Genomic DNA, 22,162 nt, shown 5'->3' with positions numbered 1-22,162 from the left:
GTTGTGTCGAGGGCGACGATGACAGAAAATTACCTTCAATTCAACAACCGTGAAGGAAAATGCCGCATGTCCGCTGACCTGTACCGACTCGCCCTGGCAGTCCTGCAGCCCGGCTACGACGAGACCACCGCACCCGACTGGCTGCGCAGGGCCCTGGGCGAGGGGCTGGGCGGAGCGGTGCTGTTCGCCCGCAACCGGCCGGACGCGCGGCACGTACGGGCCCTGCGCGCCGAGAATCCGGGCGTCGTCGTCGCCATCGACGAGGAGGGCGGGGCCGTCACCCGGCTGGAGGTGGCCGCCGGCAGCTCCTTCCCGGGCAACCGCGCGCTCGGCGTGGTCGACGACGTACGGCTCACCGAACGGGTGGGCCGCCAGATCGGCCGGATGCTCGCCGAGGCCGACATCACGCTGAACTACGCGCCCGCGGCCGACGTCAACGCCGACCCGGCCAACCCGGTGATCGGCGTCCGCTCGTTCGGCCCCGAGCCCGGCCTCGTCGCCCGGCACACCGTCGCCTACCTGCGCGGCGTCCAGGGCGCCGGCGTCGCCGCCTGCGCCAAGCACTTCCCCGGCCACGGCGACACCACCACCGACTCGCACCTGGCGCTGCCGACCGTGCACGCCTCCGGGCAGGTGCTGGCCGAACGCGACCTGCCGCCGTTCCGCGCCGCGATCCGGGCCGGCGTCCAGGCGATCATGTGCGGCCACCTGCTGGTGCCCGCCCTCGACCCCGAGCTGCCCGCGACGCTCAGCCGCACCATCCTGACCGACCTGCTCAGGGACGAGCTGGGCTTCGAGGGCATGCTGGTCACCGACGCGATCGAGATGCGGGCGGTGGCCGCCCGGTTCTCCCCCGGCGAGATCGCCGTGCGCGCCCTCGCCGCCGGCGCCGACGCCGTCTGCGCCGGCCTCACCACCGAACGCACCCTGTACGAGCTGCGCGACGCCATCGTGGCGGCCGTCCGCGAAGGCACGCTCCCCGAGGAACGCCTGGCCGAGGCCGCCGCCCGGGTGCGGGCCGTGTCCGACTGGTACGGCGAGCGGGCGGCGCTGCGCGAGAAGGCCGCGGCCGACGCCGACCCGGGGGTGGGCATGGAGGCGGCCCGGGCCGCGCTCACCACGTCGGGGACCGGCCGGCTGACCCGGCCGCCGCTCGTCGTGGAGGTCAACACCCGGTTCAGCCAGGCCGTCGACCCGGTCATGCCGACCGGCCTGACGGCCGCCCTCACCGAGCTGCTGCCCGGCACGTCCCGCGCCCGGCTGCCCGAGGACGGCGAGCTGCCGCCGTTCGACGACCGGCCGGTGGTCCTCGTCGTGCACGACGCCGCCCGGCACGCCTGGGTCCGGGAGCGGGTGGCGCGGGCCGCGCGGCTGCGGCCGGACGTGATCGTCGTGGACACCGGCATCCCGGCCGGCCCACCGGCGGACCCGCGCGTCACCCACGTCGCGACGCACGGCGTCTCGCGCGTCTCGGCCCGGGCCGCGGCCGAATGGCTGGTGCGATGACCGGCGGCCGGGCAGCCGACGCCACCACCCCGGCGCAGCCCGCCAACCCGGCGGCGGCGGTGCGGGCGGTGCTGCCGTCGCTCACCCCCGCCGCGCGGGCCATCGCCCGTATCATCCTCGACGATCCCGAGCTGGTGGTCCGCAGCACCATAACCGAGTTCAGCGCGGTGTCCGGCACCAGCGAGGCGACGATCGTGCGCACCGCCCGCGTCCTCGGCTTCTCCGGCTACTCCCAGCTTCGCTTCGCGCTGGCCGCGGCGGTCGCCAAGGAGCAGGCCCGCGAACCTGACCGGCTCGTGCCCGGCGACCTCGGCCCCGACGACCCGCTCACCGACGTCATCGCCAAGGTCGCCCGCTCGGAGTCGGAGGCGCTGGCCGACACGGCGGCGCAGCTCGACCCGGCCCTGCTCGGCGAGGTGGTGACGGCCATCGCCGCCGCCCGCCGCGTCGACGTGTACGGCGTGGCCGCCTCGGGCCTGGTGGCCGCCGACATGTCGCAGAAGCTGCTGCGGATCGGCCTGTCGAGCCATCCGTTCGCCGACGCCCACCTCGCCCTCACCAGCGCCGCCCTGCTGCGCCCCGGCGACGTGGCCGTGGCCATCAGCTGCAGCGGTGAGACGCCCGACGTGCTGGTGCCCGCCCGCACCGCCGCCGAGGCCGGGGCCGTGGTCGTCGGCATCACCAACAACCCGCGCTCCTCCCTGGCCGAGGTTGCCCATCACACGATGGTGTCGGCGGGCCGCGAGACGGCGTTCCGGCCCGGGGCGCTGGCCAGCCGGATCAGCCAGCTCCTCATCGTCGACTGCGTCTTCGTGGGCCTCGCCCAGCGCACCTACGACACGGCGGGCGAGGCCATCCGCGCCACCCGGGAAGCCACCGACCGCTACCGCCACCGCTCCTGACCGCCCGCCGCCACGATCCCTCGGCAACCGCCCGCGCGCACCTCCGGCCGTCAAGGAGTGGGTGCCGCACGTGGGATGCGCAGGGTGGAGCGGTGGGCCCAGGTCACCCAGCGCCAGAGCCACTCCATGGGCCCCTGGCGACAGCGGCGCAGCCAGAGGACGGAGAACAGCCACTGGACCGCCAGGATGACTCCCGCGACCTGGAACGCCGCCGACGACGACCGGCCGATCGGCAGGCCGAGGAGCTGACCGGCCGCCAGGACGAGGAGGGTGGCGGTCAGATAGTTGGTCAGGGCCATCCGGCCCAGTGGCGCGAAGACGAACCGCAGCACCGGTCGCAGCGGCGTCCTCAGCAGGACCAGCAGGCCGCACACGTAGACGCCCACGAGCAGCAGATCGGCCAGGCTGGAGACGGCGGGCAGGTACGTGGTGGCACCCACCGCCCGCATGCCGGCCTGTGCCCACAGAGCGGCGGCCAGGCCCGCCGCGAAGACCAGGCCCAGCAGGAGCGGCCCCCGGGTGGACCGCTCGATCTTCTCGATCACCCCGTACCGGACCAACGCCGCCCCCAGCAGGAACAACCCGGCGATCAGCAGGGGGCCGCCCCCGCCGAAGACCAGCGCCGCCGGGACGAGCGCGGCGGCGAGGCCGGCCACGGCCCACCGCGGCAGCCAGGTCGAGGGCAGCAGCACCAGCATGCCGACGACGGCGTAGTCGGTCAGGATCTCGCCCGGCCACAGCAGCATGTGCACCAGGCCGATCGCCAGCAGCGCCACCAGCCGGCGCAGCAGGACCAGCCGCGGGCGGGGGACGCGGTCCGCGGCGGAGTCCAGCAGCAGGGCGAACCCGACGCCGAACAGCAGGGAGAAGATCGGCAGCCCGAGCCAGGGGTCCCAGTCGCCCATGGGCTGCGCCACGACGGCGGAGGCGCCGGTGGCCATGAGCTGGATGTTGGCGAGCAGGATCTCGCACAGCGCGAACCCGCGCAGGACGTCGAGCGCGGCGATACGCGACCGCCCGGGGGAGGTCATCGCGGCGCCTCTCCCGTCGTCGCCGCGGCACGGGCGAAGGGGACGCCAGCGATGTGATCTTGAATGGGCATGGACCTCATCCTGTGGCAGGGGGCCCGGCGCGAGCATCGACCGAAGGTGGGGTCCCCGACAGTACTTTCGGCCGGTTCACCGCGTAGCCTGTCCTGATGACCTTGAAGGGACAGGCTGCCCCGGCGCGGACCGGCTGAATGTCGCCGCGCGCTGTCCTGCTGCTCGGAGGCTTCCTCCTCGCTTCGCTGAACCTCCGGCCCGCGCTCGCCGGAGTCTCCCCGCTCCTCGACGAGATCATGACGGATCTCGGGCTGACCCCGGCGGGCGGCGGCGCGATCACCACTGTCATGGTCGTCTGTCTCGGGGTGTTCGGCGGGCTCACACCGGTCCTGGCCAGGCGCGCCGGCCTCGACCGGACCCTGCTGGCGGGCCTGCTCCTGCTCGCCGCCGGCGTCGTCGTGCGGACCGTGGACGGCGTGCCGGCGCTCTACCTCGGGTCCGCGCTGGCCGGCACCGCGATCGCGATCATGAATGTGGCCATGCCGGGCGTGGTCAAGCAGCACTTCCCGCACCAGGTCGGGGCGTACACGTCGGTCTACGTCACCGGGCTGGTGGCCGGCGCCGCCGCCGCGTCCGCGCTCATGATCCCGCTGGAACGGCTCACCGGCCACGGCTGGCGGGGCGTCTCCGCCCTCGTCGCGGTGCCGGCCGTGGCCGCGGCCCTGCTGTGGCTCCCCCAGGCGCTGCGCAGACCCGCCCGCACCGGCGACCGGCCCCGCCACTTCGCCGCCATCCTGCGCAGCCCGGTCACGTGGTGGGTGACGGTGTTCATGGGGGTGCAGTCGCTGACGTTCTACATCATGCTGGCGTGGCTGCCGACGATCTTCCAGGACGCGGGGCTGCCCGCGGACCAGGCCGGCTACCTGCTCAGCCTGACGAACCTCACCCAGATCGCCGCCACCCTGGCCGTCCCGGTCCACGCCGGACGCCGTGCCTCCCAGGTGCCGCACGTGACGGTCGCGACCGCGCTGACCATCGCCGGCTACCTCGGCGTGCTGCTCGCGCCCACGACCCTGCCCTGGCTGTGGATGATCGTCCTCGGGCTCGGCCAGGGCGCCGCGATCGCCCTCGCCCTGCTCATCATCACCCTGCGCGCCCCCGACCCGGCCTCGGTGACGGCCCTGTCGGCCGTCGCGCAGTCGTGCGGGTACGTGCTGGCGGCCGCCGGACCGCTGCTGATCGGGCTGCTCAGGCAGACCTCGGGCGGCTGGACCACACCCCTGCTGGCCGGCCTTGGGTTCTGCCTCGTCCAGGCGGTCGCCGGGGTGTTCGCCGCCCGGCCGCACCCGGCCCGTTGACATGTGGGGCATCATGCCCTGGTGGACCTGAACTACTACGACACCCTGATCGCCATCGCCGACGACTGCCCCACCGCCGGCGCCGTGGTGCCGGCCCCGCGAGGCGGCAAGAAGACGGTCGCGGTGGTGCAGCACGACCTGCTCGCCGACCACCCCGGCGAGCTGACCCAGGAGGACGTGCTCTTCGAGACGTGGCTGCGCCGCCAGGAACAGCCGGAGCCGGCGGAGGCGGACCGGGCACGGCTGCGCGCGGAGTTCTTCGCCAGGCCGCAGGCCTGCCTGCGGGCGTCGCCGCTGCCGAAGAAGTACGGCTGGGGGCTGCTCTTCGACGGCGCCGGCCGGGTGCGCCTGTGCCCGGCCGGATCGGCGGAGTACGAACGGTTCGTCGCCGGCGAGGTGCCGGGCATCACGATCCTCAAGGCCATGCGCTCCCGCCGCGCCTGACTGCCGGTGGGCACGCCGCCGGCGGCGTGCCTACCGGCGTTCGGCGGCTTCCACCACGTTGGACAGCAGGAGGGCGCGGGTCATGGGGCCGACCCCGCCCGGGTTGGGGGTCAGGAAGCCCGCCACCTCGGCCACGTCGGCCGCCACGTCACCGGCGATCTTGCCGTCGACGCGGGAGACGCCCACATCGAGGACGGCCGCGCCGGGCTTGACCATGTCGCGGGTGATGAGGCCGGGGACACCGGCGGCCGCCACCACGATGTCGGCCCGGCGGACGTGGCCGGCCAGGTCCTGGGTGCCGGTGTGGCAGAGGGTGACGGTGGCGTTCTCGCTGCGGCGGGTCAGCAGCAGGCCGAGGGAGCGGCCCACGGTGATGCCGCGGCCGACCACGGCCACCTCCGCGCCCTTGATCGGCACGCCGTACTCCTGTAGGAGCAGCACGATGCCGTGGGGCGTGCAGGGCAGCGGCGCGTCGACCATGTGGACGAGCCGGCCCAGGTTGACCGGGTGCAGGCCGTCGGCGTCCTTGGCCGGGTCCATCCGCTCGATCAGCGCCATCGTGTCGAGGTGGCGCGGCAGCGGGAGCTGCACGATGTAGCCGGTGCACTCGGGCGAGGCGTTGAGCTCGTCGATGGCGGCCTCGACGTCAGCCTGCGTGGCGGTCGCGGGCAGGTCGACCCGGATGGAGGCGATGCCCACCTCGGCGCAGTCGCGGTGCTTGCCGGCGACGTAGATCTGGCTGCCGGGGTCGTCTCCCACCAGGACGGTGCCCAGGCCGGGGGTGACGCCGCGGGCCTTGAGCGCGGCCACCCGGGCCGCGAGGTCTGCCTTGATCCGGGCGGCCGTGGCCTTGCCGTCGAGTTTCACTGCGCTCATGTCGCCCCATCCTTCCACGGCTTCCCGGGCTGCCGCACTCCGGTCTCCGCCCCCGCGCTGACATCGTTGTCATCGGGCGTGGAAGGACATAAAGTGACGGTCGCCCGTTCGCCGTCCACCGAGGAGCACCGTTGTCCGACACCCCGCGGGAGCGTCGATGAGCTCCGTCCTCGCCATCGACATCGGGGGAACCAAGCTCGCCGCCGCGCTGGTGCGTGAGGACGGTTCCGTCTCGGGATCGGCGATCCGGCCGACACCGCGTACGGACGTCATGTCCACCCTGGCCGCCCTCATGGACGAGGTGTGCGACGGCGGGGAGCGGCCCCGGGCGGTCGGCGTCGGCTGCGCCGGCCCGCTCGACCTTGCGGCCGGCACCGTCAGCCCCGTGAACATGCCGAGCTGGCGCGACTTCCCGCTGCGCGACCAGGTGCGGGAGCTGACCGGGCTGCCGACCGTGCTCGCGGGCGACGCCCAGTGCTTCGCGCTCGGCGAGCACTGGCTCGGCTCCGGGCGGGGCAGCTCGGCGCTGCTCGGCATCGTCGTCTCGACCGGCATCGGCGGCGGCCTCGTCATCGACGGCGTGCCACTGCTCGGCCCGACCGGCAACGCCGGACACGTCGGCCACATGACGGTGGACCCGTACGGCGAGCGCTGCGAGTGCGGCGGGCGCGGCTGCGTCGAACGCTACGCCAGCGGCCCCAACCTGGCCCGCTGGGCGCTGGACAACGGTTGGAAGGCCCCGCAGGGCGAGCCGGCCGACGCCCGGAACCTCGCCCGGGACGCCGCCGAGGGTGAGCCGGTCGCGGTGGCTGCCTACGAGCGGGCCGCCAGGGCGCTGGCCGGGATGATCGCCTCCGCCGCCGCTGCCGCCGAGGTGACCAAGGTGGTCATCGGCGGCGGCGTGTCGGGGGCCGGCCCGGTGCTCTTCGAGCCGCTGGAGCGGGCCCTGGACGACGTGGCGGGGCTGGGGTTCGTCCGGGCGGTGGACGTCCAGCCCACCATGCTGGGCGTACGGGCCGGCCTGGCGGGCGCCGCCAAGCTGGCCTGGGACTATTCGGACTCGGCGCCGGCGGCCTGAGCCTCGCGCCGCTCGATGATCCGGCGGGTGAAGGGGATCAGCTCAACGGCCCGCACGCCCAGGTAGGCGCCCAGGAACGCGAGCACCACCAGCACGAAAGGGCTCGTGGCGAACCCGTTCACGGTCACGAAGGCGTACAGGATCGAGTCGAGCAGCACCATAGGAGGACTCCGAGGGGAGAAACAGACGGCGAGGCCCATAGGGTAACCGGACCTCGCCGATGCTCGCCGCCGTTCGGCCGGCCTCGCACCTCGGACCGCTCCCGACCGGACCGCTTCCGGCGGACCGCCCGCTCCGGGGCCGCCCGCCCAGGCGGCCCGTCAGGCGGCCCTTCAGGGTCGCCCGTCAGGCGGTCCGTCAGGGTCAGTGGAAGAAGTGGCGCGTGCCGGTGAAGTAGAGGGTGATGCCCGCCTTCTCGGCCGCGTCGATGACCTCCTGGTCGCGTACGGACCCGCCGGGCTCCACCACGGCCTTGACCCCGGCCTCGATCAGCACCTCCAGCCCGTCGGCGAACGGGAAGAACGCGTCGGAGGCGCCGACCGACCCGGCGGCCCGCACGCCCGCCCGGCTGACCGCCAGGCGGCAGGAGTCGACCCGGTTGACCTGGCCCATGCCGACGCCCACGGTGGCCCCGCCGGAGGCCAGCAGGATGGCGTTGGACTTGACCGAGCGGCCGGCCCGCCACGCGAACGCCAGGTCGGCCAGCACCTCGGGGCTCGCCGGCGCGCCGGCCTTGAGCTCCCACTGCTCGGGAGCGTCGCCGGGCGCGTCGACCCGGTCGGCCCGCTGCAGCAGCAGGCCGCCGTCGATCCGGCGGAACTCCGACGCGTTGGCCGGGCCTTCGGGGCAGACGAGCAGCCGGATGTTCTTCTTCCGGGTCAGCACGGCCAGCGCCTCGGGCTCGAACGACGGCGCCACCACGACCTCGGTGAACACCTCGGCGATCTGCCCGGCCAGCTCGGCCGTGACCGGCCCGTTGACGGCGATCACTCCGCCGTACGCCGACACCGGGTCGCAGGCGTGGGCCTTGCGGTGCGCCTCGGCCACGTCGGCGCCGACGGCGATGCCGCACGGGTTCTGGTGCTTGATGATCGCCACGCACGGGTCGGTGAAGTCCCAGGCGGCCCGCCAGGCGGCGTCGGCGTCGAGGTAGTTGTTGTAGGACATCTCCTTGCCGTGCAGCTGCTCGGCCTCGGCGAGGCCGCCGGAGCCGCCGGTGTAGAGGGCTGCGGCCTGGTGCGGGTTCTCGCCGTAGCGCAGGGTCGCCTTGCGCTCCCAGGCGGCGCCCATGAACGCCGGCCACTCGCCGTCAGGCTCGTAGACGTTGGCGAACCAGGAGGCGACGGCCACGTCGTAGGAGGCCGTGTGGGCGTAGGCGAGGCCCGCCAGCCGCCTGCGCTCGGCCAGGGTGAAGCCGCCCGCGTCTAGGGCGTTCAGCACGTCGCCGTAGGCGCCGGGGTCGACGACGACGGCGCAGGTGCTGTGGTTCTTGGCCGCGCCGCGGATCATCGCCGGGCCGCCGATGTCGATCTGCTCGACGCACTCCTCCGGCGACGCGCCCGAGGCGACCGTCTCGGCGAACGGGTAGAGGTTGACGACCACGAGCTGGAACGGGTCGATCTCCAGTTCGTCGAGCTGGGCCACGTGGTGGGGCTTGGTCAGGTCGGCCAGCAGCCCGGCGTGCACGCGCGGGTGCAGGGTCTTGACCCGGCCGTCGAGACACTCGGGGAACCCGGTGAGCTGCTCCACCTTCGTCACCGGGATGCCGTAGGAGGCGATGGCGGCCGCGGTGCCGCCGGTCGACACGATCTCCACGCCGGCCCCGTCGAGCGCCCTGGCCAGCTCCTCCAGCCCGGACTTGTCGTACACCGCGATCAGCGCGCGCCGGATGGCGATGCGAGTCACTTGGATTCCCCTCCTGTTTGGTTCCCGATGCGGACCACACGTCCGCTGACCGTCCAGCCCTCACGGGCCATCCGGCCGACGATGTCGACGAGCAGGCGGCGCTCGACGGTCTTGATGCGCTCGTGCAGGGACTCCTCGTCGTCGTCGGGCAGCACGCTCACCGCCTCCTGCGCGATGATCGGCCCGGTGTCGACGCCCGAGTCGGCCAGCATCACCGTGCAGCCCGTCACCTTGACCCCGTGGGCGAGCGCGTCACGCACGCCGTGGGCGCCGGGGAAGGACGGCAGCAGCGCGGGATGGGTGTTGACCACCGGGAAGGCGCCGATCGTCGGCTCCCCCAGGATCTTCATGAATCCCGCCGCGACCACGAGATCGGGCTCGTACGAGGCGATCCTGGCCGCGAGGGCGGCGTCCCAGTCCGCCCGCGACGGATGGTCCGCCAGTTTCTCGACGAATGTCGGCACGTTGGCCTTCTCCGCCCGGTCCAGCCCCGCGATCCCCTCCCGGTCCGCGCCGACGGCGACCACACGTGCCCCGTACGACGGGTCGGCGGAAGCGTCCAGCAGGGCCTGTAGGTTGGTTCCAGAGCCGGAGACGAGGACGACGAGCCGCCCAGCCTTAGACACGCATCACTCCAATGGGAAACCGGGGTGGGGCTGCCAGCGTATCCGCTCCTCGCCCGGTCACGCAGAGGAGGTCAGGTGTCGACACCGGTGCAGGCGCCGGCGGGCCAGCAGCCCGCGGATTCCGCGGGCCGCCGCGCGATCTGGTTGTCCATCGCAGCGCTGGCCATGACGTTCATGCTGCCACTCGCCGGGCTGGTGATGGCGCTGTTCGCGCTCATGGCGGGCATCCGGGCGCTGCCGCAGCTCAAGAGCGCGGGCAGGCCGACGGGCACGGTCGTGGGCGGCATCGCCGTCTCGGCGATCGCGCTGGCGCTGTCGGGCGGCGCCACGGCGATGCAGGTCTACCTGATGGACGAGTACTCCGCCTACCAGGAGTGCATGCGGGCGGCGGGCACGGTCACCTCGCAGGGTGAGTGCTTCACCCAGTTCAGGAACGCGGCGCAGCAGAAGCTGCCCGCCGAGGTCCTGGAGATGCTGGGCACCGTCCAGCCGTAGACCGCACGGCCGTCGTCGCACGGCCGCCGCCGCCCAGCCGCCGTCGCGCGGCCGCCGTCGCCAGCCGGCGGCGGCACGGCCGTCAGTCGCGGTCCCAGGCGTACGGGTCGAGGTAGATGACGTGTCCACCGCGGTCGTCCGACTCGTCCACGATGTCCCTGCGCGGCTCGGCGCGGCCACCGGTGGGCGGGCGGGGCCGCGCCTGGGCCAGCGTCTCCGCCTCGGCCGAGGCGTGCTCGTCCTGCCAGTCGTCGCGGATGACGGGGATGGGCTGGGTGTCGGCCTCGGTGGCGTCCATCCAGTGGCCCGGCAGCGGGCGGGCGTCGGCCTCGGCCAGACCCACCTTGCTCGCCGCCCGGGCGATCGCCGCCCCGGCCCTGCGCACGGGCGCCGCCGCCTTGTCGAGCGGGGCACGGGCCCGCCGGTTGAGCAGCAGCACGTTGGTCACCCCGGCCGAGATGCCCGCCGCGACGCCCACCTCCAGGGCGACCGACACGGCAACCTCCCACGGCGACGGCCCGACGGCCGCCAGCCGCCCGCCGCCGATCGGGCCCCCTGACAGGGCCGCGAGCAGTCCCGCCACCAGGCCGGTGGTGACGCCGGTGAAGAAGCCCCACAGCGGGGCGGCCTCGTACGAGGGAGAGGGCGAGATCCGGGCGAACACCACGCCCGCCACCGCGCCGGCCAGGAACGGCAGCGCGACCACCGCCATCACCCAGCCGGGCACCGGACCGCTGTCGGGCAGCGCGCCGAGCAGCGGCAGGCTCGGCACCGTGCCGAGCTGCACGCCCGTGGGCGCGACGAGGGTCCCGGCGCCGATGGCGAACCCCGGCCCGGCGACGTAGGCCAGCGCCCAGATGACCACGTTGAGCAGGTAGAGCAGTTGCAGGAGCGCGAGCAGCACCCCGCCCACGAAGCCGGGCGACAGCACCCCGGACAGCTCGCGCACCTGCCCGAAGTTGACCCCGACCGCCACGACCACGAGCACCAGCCCGGCCGCGAGCAGCAGGGCCGTGGCCACCGCCGTGCCGAGGGTGAGCGCGCGGACCCGTTCGGGCAGCAGCCGCAGCATCGCCCGCCACGGCCCGATCGTGCGGGCGGTGGCCAGCGAGCCCGCCAGGAAGGCGAGCGTGAAGTGGCTCAGCAGCGCCTCGCCGATGTAGGGCTGGGTGATGTCGTTGCGCGCCACGACCGCGATCAGCCCGGCCAGCAGCGCGTATGGCGCCGCCAGCGAGACCCCTGCCTGCGCGACCAGGACGAGCTGCGCGCGGCGGCGGGCGTTGGCCTTCTCGCGCGGGCTGTTCTTCGGCAGCCGGGCCGGCAGCCGAAGCCGCAGGTCGGCGTCGCGGGCCATCCAGCGGGCGGCGCGGTAGAGCAGCAGCGCGGGCAGGATGATCAGGCCGAGGGGCAGCAGCCCGACCCGGCCGCCGGGGATCGCGAACCCGGCGTGGTGGGCGGCCAGCCAGGCCTGTGCCGCCGTGCGGAACACTCCCGGCAGCCCGGCCCCCAGCGTGCCGTTGGGCGCGGCGATCCAGCCGACCAGGGTGAGCGTGGTGAGCGCGGCGAGCCCGACGCCCAGCGTGCAGGCGGCGGCCAGCATCCCCGACACGGGCAGCGGCCGCCGGGACTCGTCGTCGTCCGACACCCCGGGGAGTTTGCCGAGCACCGAGCGGGGGGCTGCCCGGAGCTGGTCGAGAATCGCCGTCACAGTAGACGATTTTCGCAATCTTTTCCGACCGCCGCTTGGTTGACGCGCCGCGCCGGTCCGCCTTTGTCGGCTTTCCGGGCGTCCCGGCCGTCCCGTCGCCCGGGTACGGCGCGCGAAGGCCCCGCACCGGGCGGGTGCGGGGCCTTCGACGGGGTGCTCAGCGGGCCTGCATGATCTCGCGCATGAGGCGGGCCGTCTCGGAGGGGGTCTTGCCGACGCGGACGCCGACCTTCTCCAGGGCCTCCTTCTTGGCCTGGGCCGTGCCGGCCGAGCCGGACACGATGGCGCCCGCGTGACCCATCGTCTTGCCCTCGGGGGCGGTGAAGCCCGCGACGTAGGCGACGACCGGCTTGGTCACGTGCTGCTCGATGTAGGCGGCGGCCCGCTCCTCGGCGTCGCCGCCGATCTCACCGATCATCACGATCGCGTCGGTGCCGGGGTCCTCCTGGAACGCCTGCAGGGCGTCGATGTGCGTGGTGCCGATGACGGGGTCGCCGCCGATGCCCACGGCCGTCGAGAAGCCGAAGTCGCGCAGCTCGTACATGAGCTGGTAGGTCAGCGTGCCCGACTTGGAGACCAGGCCGATGCGGCCGGCCGTGGTGATGTCGGCGGGGATGATGCCGGCGTTGGAGGCGCCGGGCGAGGCGATGCCCGGGCAGTTGGGGCCGATGATGCGGGTCTTGTTGCCCTTGGCCACCGCGTAGGCCCAGAACTCGGTCGAGTCGTGCACCGGGACGCCCTCGGTGATGACCACGCAGAGCGGGATCTCGGCGTCGATGGCCTCCTTGACGGCGGCCTTGGTGAAGGCCGGGGGCACGAAGACGACGGACACGTCGGCGCCGGTCTGCGCCATGGCCTCCGCGACCGTGCCGAAGACGGGCAGGCCCTCGTGGGTGATGCCGGCCTTGCGGGCGTTCACGCCGCCCACGACGCGCGCGCCGGAGGCGAGCATGCGCCGGGTGTGCTTGGTGCCCTCACCGCCGGTCATGCCCTGAACGATGATCTTGCTGTTCTCGGTCAGCCAGATAGCCATGTCTCACGCACCTACCGCAGCGAGCTCCGCGGCGCGCTTGGCCGCCTCGTCCATCGTGTCAACCAGCTCGACCCGCGGGAGCGCGGCGTCGGCGAGGATCTGCCGCCCGAGCTGGGCGTTGTTGCCGTCGAGGCGGACCACCAGCGGGTGGGTCACGGCCTCGCCGCGGCTCTCCAGCAGCTTGAAGGCCGCCACGATGCCGTTGGCGACGGCGTCGCAGGAGGTGATGCCGCCGAAGACGTTGACGAAGATCGACTTCACCGACGGGTCGGAGAGGATGATCTCCAGGCCGGCGGCCATGACCTCGGCCGAGGCGCCGCCGCCGATGTCGAGGAAGTTGGCCGGGGCCGGCTTGCCGGGGAAGGCCTCGCCCGCGTAGGCCACCACGTCCAGGGTGGACATGACCAGGCCCGCGCCGTTGCCGATGATGCCGACGTCGCCGTCGAGCTTGACGTAGTTGAGGTCCTTCTCCTTGGCCTTGGCCTCAAGGGGGTCCTCGGCCGCCTTGTCGGCGTACGCCTCGTGCTCGGCCTGGCGGAAGACGGCGTTGTCGTCGAGCGTGACCTTGCCGTCGAGGGCCTTCACCTGGCCGTCGGCCGACAGGATCATCGGGTTGACCTCGACCAGGGTCGCGTCCTCGTCGACGAAGCAGCACCAGAGCTTCTCGATCAGCTCGGCGGCGCCGTCGAGCGACTGCTCGGGCAGCCCGCCCGCGACCGCGATCTCGCGCGCCTTGGCCCGGTCGACGCCGTTCAGCGCGGAGACCGGAACCTTGGCCACCTTTTCGGGCGCGGAGTGCGCGACCTCTTCGATGTCCATTCCGCCCGCTGCGGAGCAGATCGCGAGGAATGTACGATTCGCGCGGTCAAGCAGGAAGGAGAAGTAGTACTCCTCCGCGATCGCGCTCGCCTCCTCCACGAGTACCTTGTGGACCGTGTGGCCCTTGATGTCCATGCCCAGGATGGCCTTGGCCTTCTCGACGGCGTCGGTGGCGTCGTCCGCCACCTTCACGCCGCCGGCCTTGCCACGGCCGCCGGTCTTCACCTGGGCCTTGACCACGACGCGGCCGGTGAGCTGCTCGGCCGCCGCCCGCACCTCCTCCACGGTGTGGGCGACGATGCCGCGCGGCACCGGGATGCCGTAGTCCGCGAAGAGCTCCTTCGCCTGATGTTCGAACAGGTCCACGAGGGTCCGTCCTTGCTTATCCGACTGATGTTCGACGGCCCGGGCCACCCCGTGCGTGCCGGGCGTTTCCGCCAGTGAAGCCTAGCCCCAAGCCCGACCTCCCCAGGTCACCGGGTGGGCGATATGCCGTGATGTGACGGTGATCTCACTGTCGCGGGCCGCCGGACAAGGAGAAGCCCGGGGGCGTACGGTGGCGGCCACCCGGCCGGGCGGCCGCGGACAATCGCCACCATCCGCCACGCGTGCCCACAAAGCACCTGCGCCATTCCATGGCGCTCCGAAAGAGGCGAATACCTCGCCCAACGTGACGTTCGCCGACCTCACCGTAAACCCGCCACTATTCTGCCCGAGAAATACACTATTTCCCGCATGTGAGCCATAGCCCGAGATAACATCGTGATCTTCGCTTGGCAGGATCTCCTCGCGCTCAAATGAGAAACGAGAGGGATTCATAATGAAGCGAATCGTCACCGGCCTGGCCTTGGCCTCGGCCGCGACCCTCATCGCGGCCGCTCCGGCACAGGCCGCGCCGGTGAACCCGGCCGCCACCGTCAAGAAGCAGTACGCGGCCGGCAAGGGCGTCAAGTTCGCCGAGGTCGTCAAGATGGCCTACCAGGGCGAGCGTCAGATCCTCCTGCGGCGCGGCGGCACGCTGCAGTTCGGCGGCTCGGGCGTCGTCGCCTCCGACATCACCGGCCAGCTCAACATCAAGAAGGAAGACGCCGAGGCGCTGGTGGACCTCTTCGCGGACGAGGAGGACGCCGAAGGCGGTGAGGCCCTCGTCACGGCGCTCACCATGCCCGAGCGGATCGTCACGGTCGGCAGGTCGACCTACCTGACGGGCAGCCTGTGGAGCGCCGTGCTCAACTCCAACAAGAGCTGGATCAAGCTCCCCGGCACCGCCCCCGTCGGTCTGACCAGCACCTACAGCCAGCCGCTGAACATCGTCGGCGAACCGGCCACGCTCAAGACCCTGCTCAAGGGCGCCAAGGCGACCAAGGACGGCTTCTACGGCAAGATCTCGGCGGGCGAGCTGGGCAAGGTGTCGCCGTCGTTCCGCAAGACGCCCGGGATCAACCTGAAGGCGGCCAAGGGCGCCGTCAGCTGGAAGATGTCCGTGGACGCCAAGGGCCTGCCGGTGCGGCTGGTGTCGACGTTCCCGTCGTCCGTGCTCGGCATGAGCCCCAAGGACGTGACGATCAGCGTCGACACCCGCTACAGCGGCTGGGGCGCGCCGGTCACCGTCACCGCCCCGCCGGAGCTGGAAGTGGCCAGGACCCTGGAAGAGGCCGTCGACCTGCCCGGCCCGCAGAGCATCCCGCTCAGCGCCATCGTGCACTGACGCGCGACCGGTGCCGGCGCCCCTTCCGCCCGTGGGCGGGAGGGGCGTCCCCGTCCCGTCGCCCGCAGGCGGGAGGGACCTCCCTGCCCCGTCGCCGCTAGCCGACCTCGCCCAGCCGCGCGTCGCGGACCCGCGCCCACTCCAGCGAGTGCCTGATGCCCTCCTCCACCGAGTGTCGGGCCCGCCAACCCAGCAGCCGCTCGGCCAGCTCCGTGCGCGTGTAGGCCCCCGCCACGTCACCGGGCCTGCGCTCCGCCTCCACCACCTCGACCGGCCGGTCCACGACGCGGTTGAACGCCTCGGCCAGCTCCCGCACCGTGGTGCCCGTGCCGGTGCCCAGGTTGATCACCGCGCCCTCGGGGAACAGCCCGTCGAAGCGCCGCAGCGCCTCCACATGGGCCGCGGCCAGGTCCCAGACGTGCACGTAGTCGCGGATGCCGGACCCGTCGCGGGTCGGGTAGTCGGTGCCGGTGATCCGGAACGGCACGCCCTCCTCGTACGCCTCAATGAGCTTGCCCAGCGCGTGGCTGGGCCGGCGCAACTGCAGCCCGGTGCGCATCTGCGGATCGGCGCCGATCGGGTTGAAGTAGCGCAGCGACAGCACCTGGATCGGCCGGGTAGCCGCGATGTCGGCGAACATCGCCTCACACATCGCCTTCGTCCGCGCGTACGGGCTCTGCGGGTCGAGCGGCGAGCGCTCGTCCACCGTGTGGTCGGCCCCCGTCCGGTAGATCGACGCCGACGAGCTGAACACCATCCGCTCGCACCCGTTGCGCAGCAGGTGGTCCACGAATTCCAGGCTCTTGGCCACGTTCGCCCGGTAGTAGCCCACCGGGTCGGTCACCGAGTCGGGCACCACGATCAACGCCGCGCAGTGGACGACCGCCTCGATGTCGGGATGCTCGGCGAACACCTTGTCCACGAGCGCCGCGTCGCTGATGTCGCCCTCGTAGAACGCCCTCCCCTCGGCGAACTCCCGCCGCCCCGTCACCAGGTTGTCGAGGATCACCGGCTCGATCCCCGCGTCCAGGCACGCGGACGCCACCGTGCTCCCGATGAACCCCGCCCCGCCGGAAATCAACACGCTCATGCCAGTCCCCTGCCTCTCACCGCGCGCGTCACGCGCCGTCCTCGTACGTCAGGACGCGGGAATCCCACCCCGACCCCGCCCCGTTCGATCATCCCCGACCGCCGGACCCGCCCGCGCCCCGCCTGTGGCCTGGCGCGGTGGACAGCAACCCGTTACCGGATCGTTAGGGCCATCTCGCCTACGGAGAAACCCTTTCGTTTGTCTACCTATGCGACGTAGCACTTACTCCTGGAGTAACCCCGTGAATCCCCTCCCCCGGATGCCGATGATCGCCGCACTTCTCGCCCTGGCCACGGCGACGGCGTGCGCGGCGGAAGGCACGTCCACCACCCGCGTGGCGGCGACGCGAGCCGCGAGCGCCTCACCCGCCTCCGGCGCGGTCAACGCCGCGGGCGTCGCCGCGGGCCTCGCCGCCGAGGCCGCCGCCACCACGCCGGTCCCCACGCCGACCCCCACGCCGACGAGGACGACACCCGCCAAGCCCCGCCTCGGCATCGCCGACATCACCCCCATGGGCGAGAAGACGGAGAAGGTCGGCGTCGGCTTCCCGATCATCGTCACGTTCGACCGCGACGTCCGTGACAAGGCGGCGGCCGAGGCGGCCCTGGAGGTCCAGGCGGACAAGCCGGTCGAGGGCGCCTGGCGCTGGGTGTCGCACCGCAAGGTCGTCTACCGGACGAAGACGTACTGGAAGCCGCACCAGAAAGTGCTCCTCAAGGCGCGCCTCAGCCAGATCCCGGGCAACGAGGCCGCCAAGGACGTCTCCCGCCGCTTCGCCGTCGGCACGGCCAACATCTCGGTCGTCGACACGCGCCGACACGTGATGAAGGTGCGCCGCGACGGCAAGCTCGCCAAGACCATCCCGATCAGCGCGGGCCGCGGCGGCATGATCAGGAACGGCGTGGACGTCTACCTGACGACCAGCGGCGTCCACCTGACCATGGGCAAGAAGGCCGTGGAGACGATGACGTCCTCCTGGATGGGCGTCACGGACCCCAAGGACCCGCGCTACTACAAGGAGGAGATCCCCTGGGCCGTCCGCATCTCCGACAGCGGCGAGTACGTGCACCAGAGCTACGGCGACTACCAGTACCTCGGCCGGTCCAACCAGAGCCACGGCTGCGTGCGCGCCACCCCCGCGGGTGCGAAGTGGTTCTACACCATCGCCCAGCGCGGTGACGTCGTGAAGATCGTCGGCACCAAGCGCAAGCTCGACTGGCGCAACGGCTGGAGCTACTGGCAGCTCAACTGGACCCAGTGGAAGAAGGGCAGCGCCCTCAAGAACTGACCCCGCTCCCACGCGGCCACGTCTGCGGCCCGTCCCGCCCGACTCCCGTGCAGGAGCCGGGCGGGGACACCCGGCACCCGCAGCCGTCCACCGACACCGGACAGACGGACCCACGACCGTCCACCGACACCGGACCGACGGACCCACAGCCGTCCGCGGACGTCAGGCAGGCAGCCGCGCCGGTGGTCGTCCGTGAGTTGCCACGCGGTCTCAGCGGCCGGGGCGAGCCGGGCCTGGAGAGTTGCCACGCGCTCTCAGCGGCCGGGGGCGAGCCGGGCCTGGAGAACTTCGGGCACCGCCGCGCCGGCGAGCGTCTAGAGCTTCTCCAGCGGCGCGTACGCCAGCAGGAGCGTCTTCTCGCCCCCGCTGCCGAAGTCGATCTTCACCTTGGTCTTCTCCGCCACTCCGTCCACCGACACGACGGTGCCCAGGCCGAACGCGTCGTGTGACACCCGGTCCCCCGGCGTCAGCGACGGCACGGCCCGCGCGCCCTTCTTGGGCGCCGCAGTGGGAGCGGGCTCGCGGCGGGTGGCCGCGGTCCAGGCCGTCTTCTCCGGCGGCGTCCGCCAGTCGACGAGCTGCCCGGGCACCTCGTTCACGAACCGCGAGGCCGGGTTGAACGACGGCGACCCCCACGAGCTGCGGACCGCCGCCCGCGTCAGGTAGAGGCGCTGCCGGGCCCGGGTGATGCCGACGTAGGCCAGCCGGCGCTCCTCCTCCAGCTCCTTGGGCTCGCCGAGGGAGCGGACGTGCGGGAAGACACCGTCCTCCATGGCCGTCAGGAACACCACCGGGAACTCCAGGCCCTTGGCGGTGTGCAGGGTCATCAGCGTGACCACGCCCTGACCTCCGTCGGCCTCGGGGATCTGGTCGGCGTCGGCCACCAGCGACACCTGCTCCAGGAACTCCACCAGCGTGCCCTCGGGGTTGGCCTCCTCGAACTCCGAGGCCACCGAGACGAGCTCGTTGAGGTTTTCCAGGCGCGACTCGTCCTGCGGGTCCTCCGACGCCTCCAGCTCGGCGCGGTAGCCCGTGGCGACCAGCACCTCCTCGGCCAGCGCCGACGGCGGCATGCCCGCGGCCTTGCCGATCAGCTCCTCGATCATCGCCACGAACTCCCGCACGGCGTTGAGCGAACGCGTCGCCATGCCGTACGCCTCGTCGGCCCGGCGCAGCGCGTCCCAGTAGGAGATGCGCTCGCGGGACGACAGCGCCTCGATCATCGCCTCGGCCCGGTCACCGATGCCGCGCTTGGGCACGTTGAGTATGCGCCGCAGCGACACCACGTCGCCGGGGTTGGCCAGCACCCGGAGGTAGGCCAGCAGGTCCTTGACCTCCTTGCGCTCGTAGAAGCGCACACCGCCGACCACCTTGTAGGGCAGGCCGGTGCGGATGAAGATCTCCTCGAACACCCGGGAGGCGGCGTTGGTGCGGTAGAAGACGGCCACGTCGCCCGGCCTGACGTCTTCCTCGTCGCAGAGCCGGTCGACCTCCTGGGCGACGAACACGGCCTCGTCGTGCTCGTTGTCGGCCACGTAGCCGACGATCTTGGGACCGTCGCCCTGGTCGGACCAGAGGTTCTTGGGCTTGCGCGACTCGTTGCGGGCGATGACCGCGTTGGCGGCGGCGAGGATGTTCTGGGTGGAGCGGTAGTTCTGCTCCAGCAGGATCGTGCGGGCGTCGGGGTAGTCGCGCTCGAACTCCAGGATGTTGCGGATCGTCGCGCCGCGGAAGGCGTAGATCGACTGGTCGGCGTCGCCGACCACGCACAGCTCGGACTGGTCGGCGCCCGACCGGATCAGCTCGCCGTCGCCGGTGCGCAGCTCGGGGCGGCCCACCAGCTCCCTGATCAGGATGTACTGGGCGTGGTTGGTGTCCTGGTACTCGTCGACGAGGACGTGCCTGAACCGCATCCGGTAGTGCTCGGCCACCTCGGGGAAGAGCTGGAAGAGCGTCACCGTGTTCATGATGATGTCGTCGAAGTCCATCGCGCCGGACTCGGTGAGCTTGAGCTGGTAGCTCTTGTAGGCCTCGGCCAGCACCTTCTCCAGGTGCGAGCCCGCCCTGTCGAGCGCGGTCTCGTAGTCGATCAGCTCGTTCTTGAAGTTGCTCACCTGCGCCGAGAACGACCTCGGCGGATAGCGCTTGGGATCGAGGTCCATCTCGCGGCAGACCATGGCCATCAGCCGCTGGGAGTCGGCCTGGTCGTAGATGGAGAAGCTGGAGGGGAAGCCGAGCCGCTTGGCCTCGCGGCGCAGGATGCGCATGCAGGCGCTGTGGAACGTCATCACCCACATCGCGCGCGAGCGCGGGCCGACCAGCTTGTCGATGCGCTCCTTCATCTCGCGGGCGGCCTTGTTGGTGAACGTGATGGCGAGGATCTCGCCCGGATGCACGTCGCGCTCGGCGAGCAGATAGGCGATGCGGTGGGTGAGCACCCGGGTCTTGCCCGAGCCCGCTCCCGCCACGATCAGCAGCGGGCTGCCGTGGTGGATCACGGCCTCGCGTTGCTGCGCGTTGAGTCCGTCGAGCAAGGGGTGGTCAACAGAGACCTGGGTGGTCGGCACGCCATCTAGGTTAAGACGCCCCACCGACAATCGGCGCCCGGAATGCCGACCGGGGGCGCGCGGTTGTCTCCCGACAGGAGATCAGAAAGGGAGACCATGCTGGCCGAGAGCGAGATCAACCGGGTCCTGACCGTCACGGCCCACCCGGACGACGTCGACTTCGGCGCCGCCGGCTCGGTGGCGCTCCTCGCCGACCGGGGCGTCGAGGTCACCTACCTGCTGGTCACGGACGGCGACGCCGGCGGCAACGACCGCGACCTCGACAACTCCGGCATGGCCGAGCTGCGCCGGGCCGAGCAGACGGCCGCCGCCAAGGCCGTCGGCGTCACGGACGTGCGCTTCCTCGGCCGCCCCGACGGGACGGTGGTGCCGTCGCTGGAGCTGAGACGCGACATCGCCCGCGTCATCCGCCAGGTACGCCCCGACCTGGTGATCACCCATCACCCCGACCGCAACTACCAGTTCGCCGCGCCCAGCCACCCCGACCACCGCGCCGTCGGCGGCGCCACGCTCGACGCCGTCTATCCCGACGCCCGCAACCCCTACGCCTTCCCCGAGCTGCTGCGGGACGAGGGCCTGCAGGCCTGGACGGTGCGCGAGGTGTGGCTGATGGGCGGCATGACGCCCGATCACTGGGTGGACGTCACCACCGTGATCGAACGCAAGCTCGCGGCCCTGCAGTCGCACGTGAGCCAGATCGCGCACGTGGCGGGCTTCGAGGAGGCGGTCAAGCTGCGCTGGGCGGAGTGGGCGGCCCGGGCCGGCTTCGGCGACGGCCGCTACGCGGAGGCCTTCCAGGTCGTCCCCACGGCCTGACCACGGCACAGGCCGCCGGTCCTGCCCACCGGCACAGGCCGCCGGTCCCCACCCACTGGTCCCCGTCTGTCGGCACGGTCGGGCGCGATGCCGGACTCGGGCGCGGCCTCCGCGGCGCGGACGGAGGCCGGGCATGTCACGACACGGAGCCCGGTGGCACCACCCACAGGGATGGCTGGCCGGTGACCTCCGAAATGACGTCGTAGTCACGGTCGTAGTGCAGGACCGTCGCCCCGTGCACCTCGGCACAGGCCGCAATCAGAAGATCGTTGGGCCCGACGCCTCGGTGCTGCGACTTACGCGCGAGTAAGCCTTGCACGTCGAGTGCCCGTTCCTGTACTTCGGCATTGAGCTCCAGGAACCGGAAGTCGTCGCGCAGATGCTGTGCGTCGAGTTCGTATCCTGCAGGATCTCGGGCGCTGAAGAGGACTTCGAGCTGCGTAACCGTGCAGATCGCCAGCATCTTGTCGAGCATGAGCGGCTTCAGCGCACGCCCGACGAGCGGGTTGGGCATGCGCGCCAGCGCGCTCTTGTCGATGAGGTAGACCACGCCGGTGGCTACCACGGATGCTTCATGGTCTCCGGATCCAAGAGATCGGTATTGTCCCGTGAGGTCCAGTATTCGAACGCTTCTCGACGCTTTGCCCTTTCGGCGACCTCCGTCAGGGCGGCGTGGACTGTCTCCTTCATGTTCTTCGTCCCAAGCTCCTCCTGAACGACTTCCAGGAGCTCCTTGTCGATGTCGATGACCGTGCGCAAGGGGCATCACCTCCGTTACCTCCACCGTATATCACAGGTCGTGATCTTGATATACGCACGCTCCGTACGTTGTCCGACACGGAATGTACGCAGCGGAGAACGTACTGCATCGGAGCCCTTCCTCTCCGTGCACGTCGGACG

21 protein-coding genes are annotated in these 22,162 nt (G+C 72.0%); 9 read left to right on the top strand and 12 right to left on the bottom strand.

What is annotated here, in order from left to right; all coding sequences use genetic code 11:
• Positions 1-66: 66 nt before the first annotated feature.
• Together ACGF0J_RS00965 and ACGF0J_RS00960 are read left to right on the top strand one after the other, a co-directional pair.
• Complete coding sequence (locus tag ACGF0J_RS00965) at positions 67-1,506, top strand: glycoside hydrolase family 3 protein (protein ID WP_393140976.1); 1,440 nt, start codon at positions 67-69, stop codon at positions 1,504-1,506.
• A complete protein-coding gene (locus ACGF0J_RS00960) occupies positions 1,503-2,408 on the top strand; it encodes a MurR/RpiR family transcriptional regulator (protein WP_393140974.1) in 906 nt (301 codons plus the stop codon). The genes ACGF0J_RS00965 and ACGF0J_RS00960 overlap by 4 nt, the downstream gene beginning before the upstream one ends.
• A gap of 50 nt (positions 2,409-2,458) precedes the next feature.
• Here the strand turns inward: ACGF0J_RS00960 and ACGF0J_RS00955 are convergent, their stop codons facing one another.
• The gene (locus ACGF0J_RS00955; protein WP_393140972.1) at positions 2,459-3,439 is read right to left on the bottom strand and encodes a DUF418 domain-containing protein; all 981 of its coding nucleotides are present in this window, start codon (positions 3,437-3,439) and stop codon (positions 2,459-2,461) included.
• A 209-nt stretch (positions 3,440-3,648) separates the two neighbouring features.
• On the opposite strand from ACGF0J_RS00955, the gene ACGF0J_RS00950 reads away from it, so the two are divergent.
• Both ACGF0J_RS00950 and ACGF0J_RS00945 read left to right on the top strand, forming a co-directional pair.
• On the top strand, positions 3,649-4,809 hold the full coding sequence (locus ACGF0J_RS00950) for a CynX/NimT family MFS transporter (RefSeq protein ID WP_393140970.1): 1,161 nt from the start codon (positions 3,649-3,651) through the stop codon (positions 4,807-4,809).
• A 21-nt stretch (positions 4,810-4,830) separates the two neighbouring features.
• Positions 4,831-5,253: a DUF6157 family protein gene (locus ACGF0J_RS00945; RefSeq protein ID WP_393140968.1), complete on the top strand. Its 423-nt coding sequence runs from the start codon at positions 4,831-4,833 to the stop codon at positions 5,251-5,253.
• 30 nt (positions 5,254-5,283) lie between these two features.
• Here the strand turns inward: ACGF0J_RS00945 and ACGF0J_RS00940 are convergent, their stop codons facing one another.
• Complete coding sequence (locus ACGF0J_RS00940; protein ID WP_393140966.1) at positions 5,284-6,129, bottom strand: bifunctional methylenetetrahydrofolate dehydrogenase/methenyltetrahydrofolate cyclohydrolase; 846 nt, start codon at positions 6,127-6,129, stop codon at positions 5,284-5,286.
• A 157-nt stretch (positions 6,130-6,286) separates the two neighbouring features.
• Between ACGF0J_RS00940 and ACGF0J_RS00935 the strand changes: the two genes are divergently transcribed.
• On the top strand, positions 6,287-7,207 hold the full coding sequence (locus ACGF0J_RS00935) for an ROK family protein (RefSeq protein ID WP_393140964.1): 921 nt from the start codon (positions 6,287-6,289) through the stop codon (positions 7,205-7,207).
• On the opposite strand, the gene ACGF0J_RS00930 is transcribed toward ACGF0J_RS00935, so the two are convergent.
• From ACGF0J_RS00930 to purN, 3 genes are all read right to left on the bottom strand, one after another.
• Positions 7,180-7,368, bottom strand: coding sequence for a hypothetical protein (locus ACGF0J_RS00930; RefSeq protein WP_393140962.1), 189 nt, complete (start codon positions 7,366-7,368; stop codon positions 7,180-7,182). The two genes, ACGF0J_RS00935 and ACGF0J_RS00930, sit on opposite strands and share 28 nt — an antisense overlap.
• A gap of 202 nt (positions 7,369-7,570) precedes the next feature.
• A complete protein-coding gene (gene purH, locus ACGF0J_RS00925) occupies positions 7,571-9,112 on the bottom strand; it encodes a bifunctional phosphoribosylaminoimidazolecarboxamide formyltransferase/IMP cyclohydrolase (RefSeq protein ID WP_393140960.1) in 1,542 nt (513 codons plus the stop codon).
• Entirely contained in the window at positions 9,109-9,738 is a 630-nt protein-coding gene (purN, locus tag ACGF0J_RS00920; RefSeq protein ID WP_393140958.1) for a phosphoribosylglycinamide formyltransferase, read from the bottom strand. Before purN ends, purH begins: the two co-directional genes overlap by 4 nt.
• A 75-nt stretch (positions 9,739-9,813) precedes the next feature.
• Between purN and ACGF0J_RS00915 the strand changes: the two genes are divergently transcribed.
• Complete coding sequence (locus tag ACGF0J_RS00915) at positions 9,814-10,233, top strand: hypothetical protein (protein ID WP_393140956.1); 420 nt, start codon at positions 9,814-9,816, stop codon at positions 10,231-10,233.
• An 82-nt stretch (positions 10,234-10,315) separates the two neighbouring features.
• Here the strand turns inward: ACGF0J_RS00915 and ACGF0J_RS00910 are convergent, their stop codons facing one another.
• From ACGF0J_RS00910 to sucC, 3 genes are all read right to left on the bottom strand, one after another.
• Positions 10,316-11,941, bottom strand: coding sequence for a DUF6350 family protein (locus tag ACGF0J_RS00910; RefSeq protein ID WP_393140954.1), 1,626 nt, complete (start codon positions 11,939-11,941; stop codon positions 10,316-10,318).
• A 157-nt stretch (positions 11,942-12,098) separates the two neighbouring features.
• Positions 12,099-12,974, bottom strand: coding sequence for a succinate--CoA ligase subunit alpha (sucD, locus tag ACGF0J_RS00905; RefSeq protein ID WP_393140952.1), 876 nt, complete (start codon positions 12,972-12,974; stop codon positions 12,099-12,101).
• Positions 12,975-12,977: 3 nt separating this feature from the next.
• Positions 12,978-14,159 (bottom strand): ADP-forming succinate--CoA ligase subunit beta, encoded by a 1,182-nt coding sequence (gene sucC, locus ACGF0J_RS00900; protein WP_393140950.1) that lies wholly within the window; start codon positions 14,157-14,159, stop codon positions 12,978-12,980.
• 454 nt (positions 14,160-14,613) lie between these two features.
• Here sucC and ACGF0J_RS00895 point away from each other — a divergent pair, with 454 nt between their 5' ends.
• The gene (locus ACGF0J_RS00895; protein WP_393140947.1) at positions 14,614-15,501 is read left to right on the top strand and encodes a hypothetical protein; all 888 of its coding nucleotides are present in this window, start codon (positions 14,614-14,616) and stop codon (positions 15,499-15,501) included.
• Between the two features lie 97 nt (positions 15,502-15,598).
• Here ACGF0J_RS00895 and galE read toward each other — a convergent pair whose 3' ends face one another.
• Entirely contained in the window at positions 15,599-16,591 is a 993-nt protein-coding gene (gene galE, locus ACGF0J_RS00890; protein ID WP_393140945.1) for a UDP-glucose 4-epimerase GalE, read from the bottom strand.
• 241 nt (positions 16,592-16,832) lie between these two features.
• Here galE and ACGF0J_RS00885 point away from each other — a divergent pair, with 241 nt between their 5' ends.
• Positions 16,833-17,879, top strand: a complete 1,047-nt coding sequence (locus ACGF0J_RS00885; protein ID WP_393140943.1) for a L,D-transpeptidase — start codon at positions 16,833-16,835, stop codon at positions 17,877-17,879.
• Between the two features lie 314 nt (positions 17,880-18,193).
• Here the strand turns inward: ACGF0J_RS00885 and pcrA are convergent, their stop codons facing one another.
• A complete protein-coding gene (gene pcrA / locus ACGF0J_RS00880; RefSeq protein WP_393140940.1) occupies positions 18,194-20,446 on the bottom strand; it encodes a DNA helicase PcrA in 2,253 nt (750 codons plus the stop codon).
• Between the two features lie 96 nt (positions 20,447-20,542).
• Here pcrA and ACGF0J_RS00875 point away from each other — a divergent pair, with 96 nt between their 5' ends.
• The gene (locus ACGF0J_RS00875; protein WP_393140938.1) at positions 20,543-21,262 is read left to right on the top strand and encodes a PIG-L deacetylase family protein; all 720 of its coding nucleotides are present in this window, start codon (positions 20,543-20,545) and stop codon (positions 21,260-21,262) included.
• A 136-nt stretch (positions 21,263-21,398) separates the two neighbouring features.
• Here the strand turns inward: ACGF0J_RS00875 and ACGF0J_RS00870 are convergent, their stop codons facing one another.
• Both ACGF0J_RS00870 and ACGF0J_RS00865 read right to left on the bottom strand, forming a co-directional pair.
• Positions 21,399-21,827: a PIN domain nuclease gene (locus ACGF0J_RS00870; protein WP_393140936.1), complete on the bottom strand. Its 429-nt coding sequence runs from the start codon at positions 21,825-21,827 to the stop codon at positions 21,399-21,401.
• Positions 21,821-22,021, bottom strand: a complete 201-nt coding sequence (locus ACGF0J_RS00865) for a type II toxin-antitoxin system VapB family antitoxin (protein ID WP_393140934.1) — start codon at positions 22,019-22,021, stop codon at positions 21,821-21,823. The genes ACGF0J_RS00870 and ACGF0J_RS00865 overlap by 7 nt, the downstream gene beginning before the upstream one ends.
• Between the last annotated feature and the right edge of the window lie 141 nt (positions 22,022-22,162).

This window comes from Nonomuraea sp. NPDC047897, from assembly GCF_043204415.1.
Lineage (GTDB): Bacteria > Actinomycetota > Actinomycetes > Streptosporangiales > Streptosporangiaceae > Nonomuraea.
This window is presented reverse-complemented; position numbering and strand designations above follow the sequence as displayed.

What these genes read in the sequence shown, in the direction of transcription:
- ACGF0J_RS00935 (WP_393140964.1), top strand. Translation starts at nt 6,287, where the DNA reads ATGAGCTCCGTCCTCGCCATCGACATCGGGGGAACCAAGCTCGCCGCC.
- ACGF0J_RS00875 (WP_393140938.1), top strand. Translation starts at nt 20,543, where the DNA reads ATGCTGGCCGAGAGCGAGATCAACCGGGTCCTGACCGTCACGGCCCAC.
- ACGF0J_RS00930 (WP_393140962.1), bottom strand. Translation starts at nt 7,368, where the DNA reads ATGGTGCTGCTCGACTCGATCCTGTACGCCTTCGTGACCGTGAACGGG.
- ACGF0J_RS00895 (WP_393140947.1), top strand. Translation starts at nt 14,614, where the DNA reads ATGAAGCGAATCGTCACCGGCCTGGCCTTGGCCTCGGCCGCGACCCTC.
- galE (WP_393140945.1), bottom strand. Translation starts at nt 16,591, where the DNA reads ATGAGCGTGTTGATTTCCGGCGGGGCGGGGTTCATCGGGAGCACGGTG.
- sucD (WP_393140952.1), bottom strand. Translation starts at nt 12,974, where the DNA reads ATGGCTATCTGGCTGACCGAGAACAGCAAGATCATCGTTCAGGGCATG.
- ACGF0J_RS00965 (WP_393140976.1), top strand. Translation starts at nt 67, where the DNA reads ATGTCCGCTGACCTGTACCGACTCGCCCTGGCAGTCCTGCAGCCCGGC.
- ACGF0J_RS00950 (WP_393140970.1), top strand. Translation starts at nt 3,649, where the DNA reads ATGTCGCCGCGCGCTGTCCTGCTGCTCGGAGGCTTCCTCCTCGCTTCG.
- ACGF0J_RS00940 (WP_393140966.1), bottom strand. Translation starts at nt 6,129, where the DNA reads ATGAGCGCAGTGAAACTCGACGGCAAGGCCACGGCCGCCCGGATCAAG.
- ACGF0J_RS00955 (WP_393140972.1), bottom strand. Translation starts at nt 3,439, where the DNA reads ATGACCTCCCCCGGGCGGTCGCGTATCGCCGCGCTCGACGTCCTGCGC.
- ACGF0J_RS00960 (WP_393140974.1), top strand. Translation starts at nt 1,503, where the DNA reads ATGACCGGCGGCCGGGCAGCCGACGCCACCACCCCGGCGCAGCCCGCC.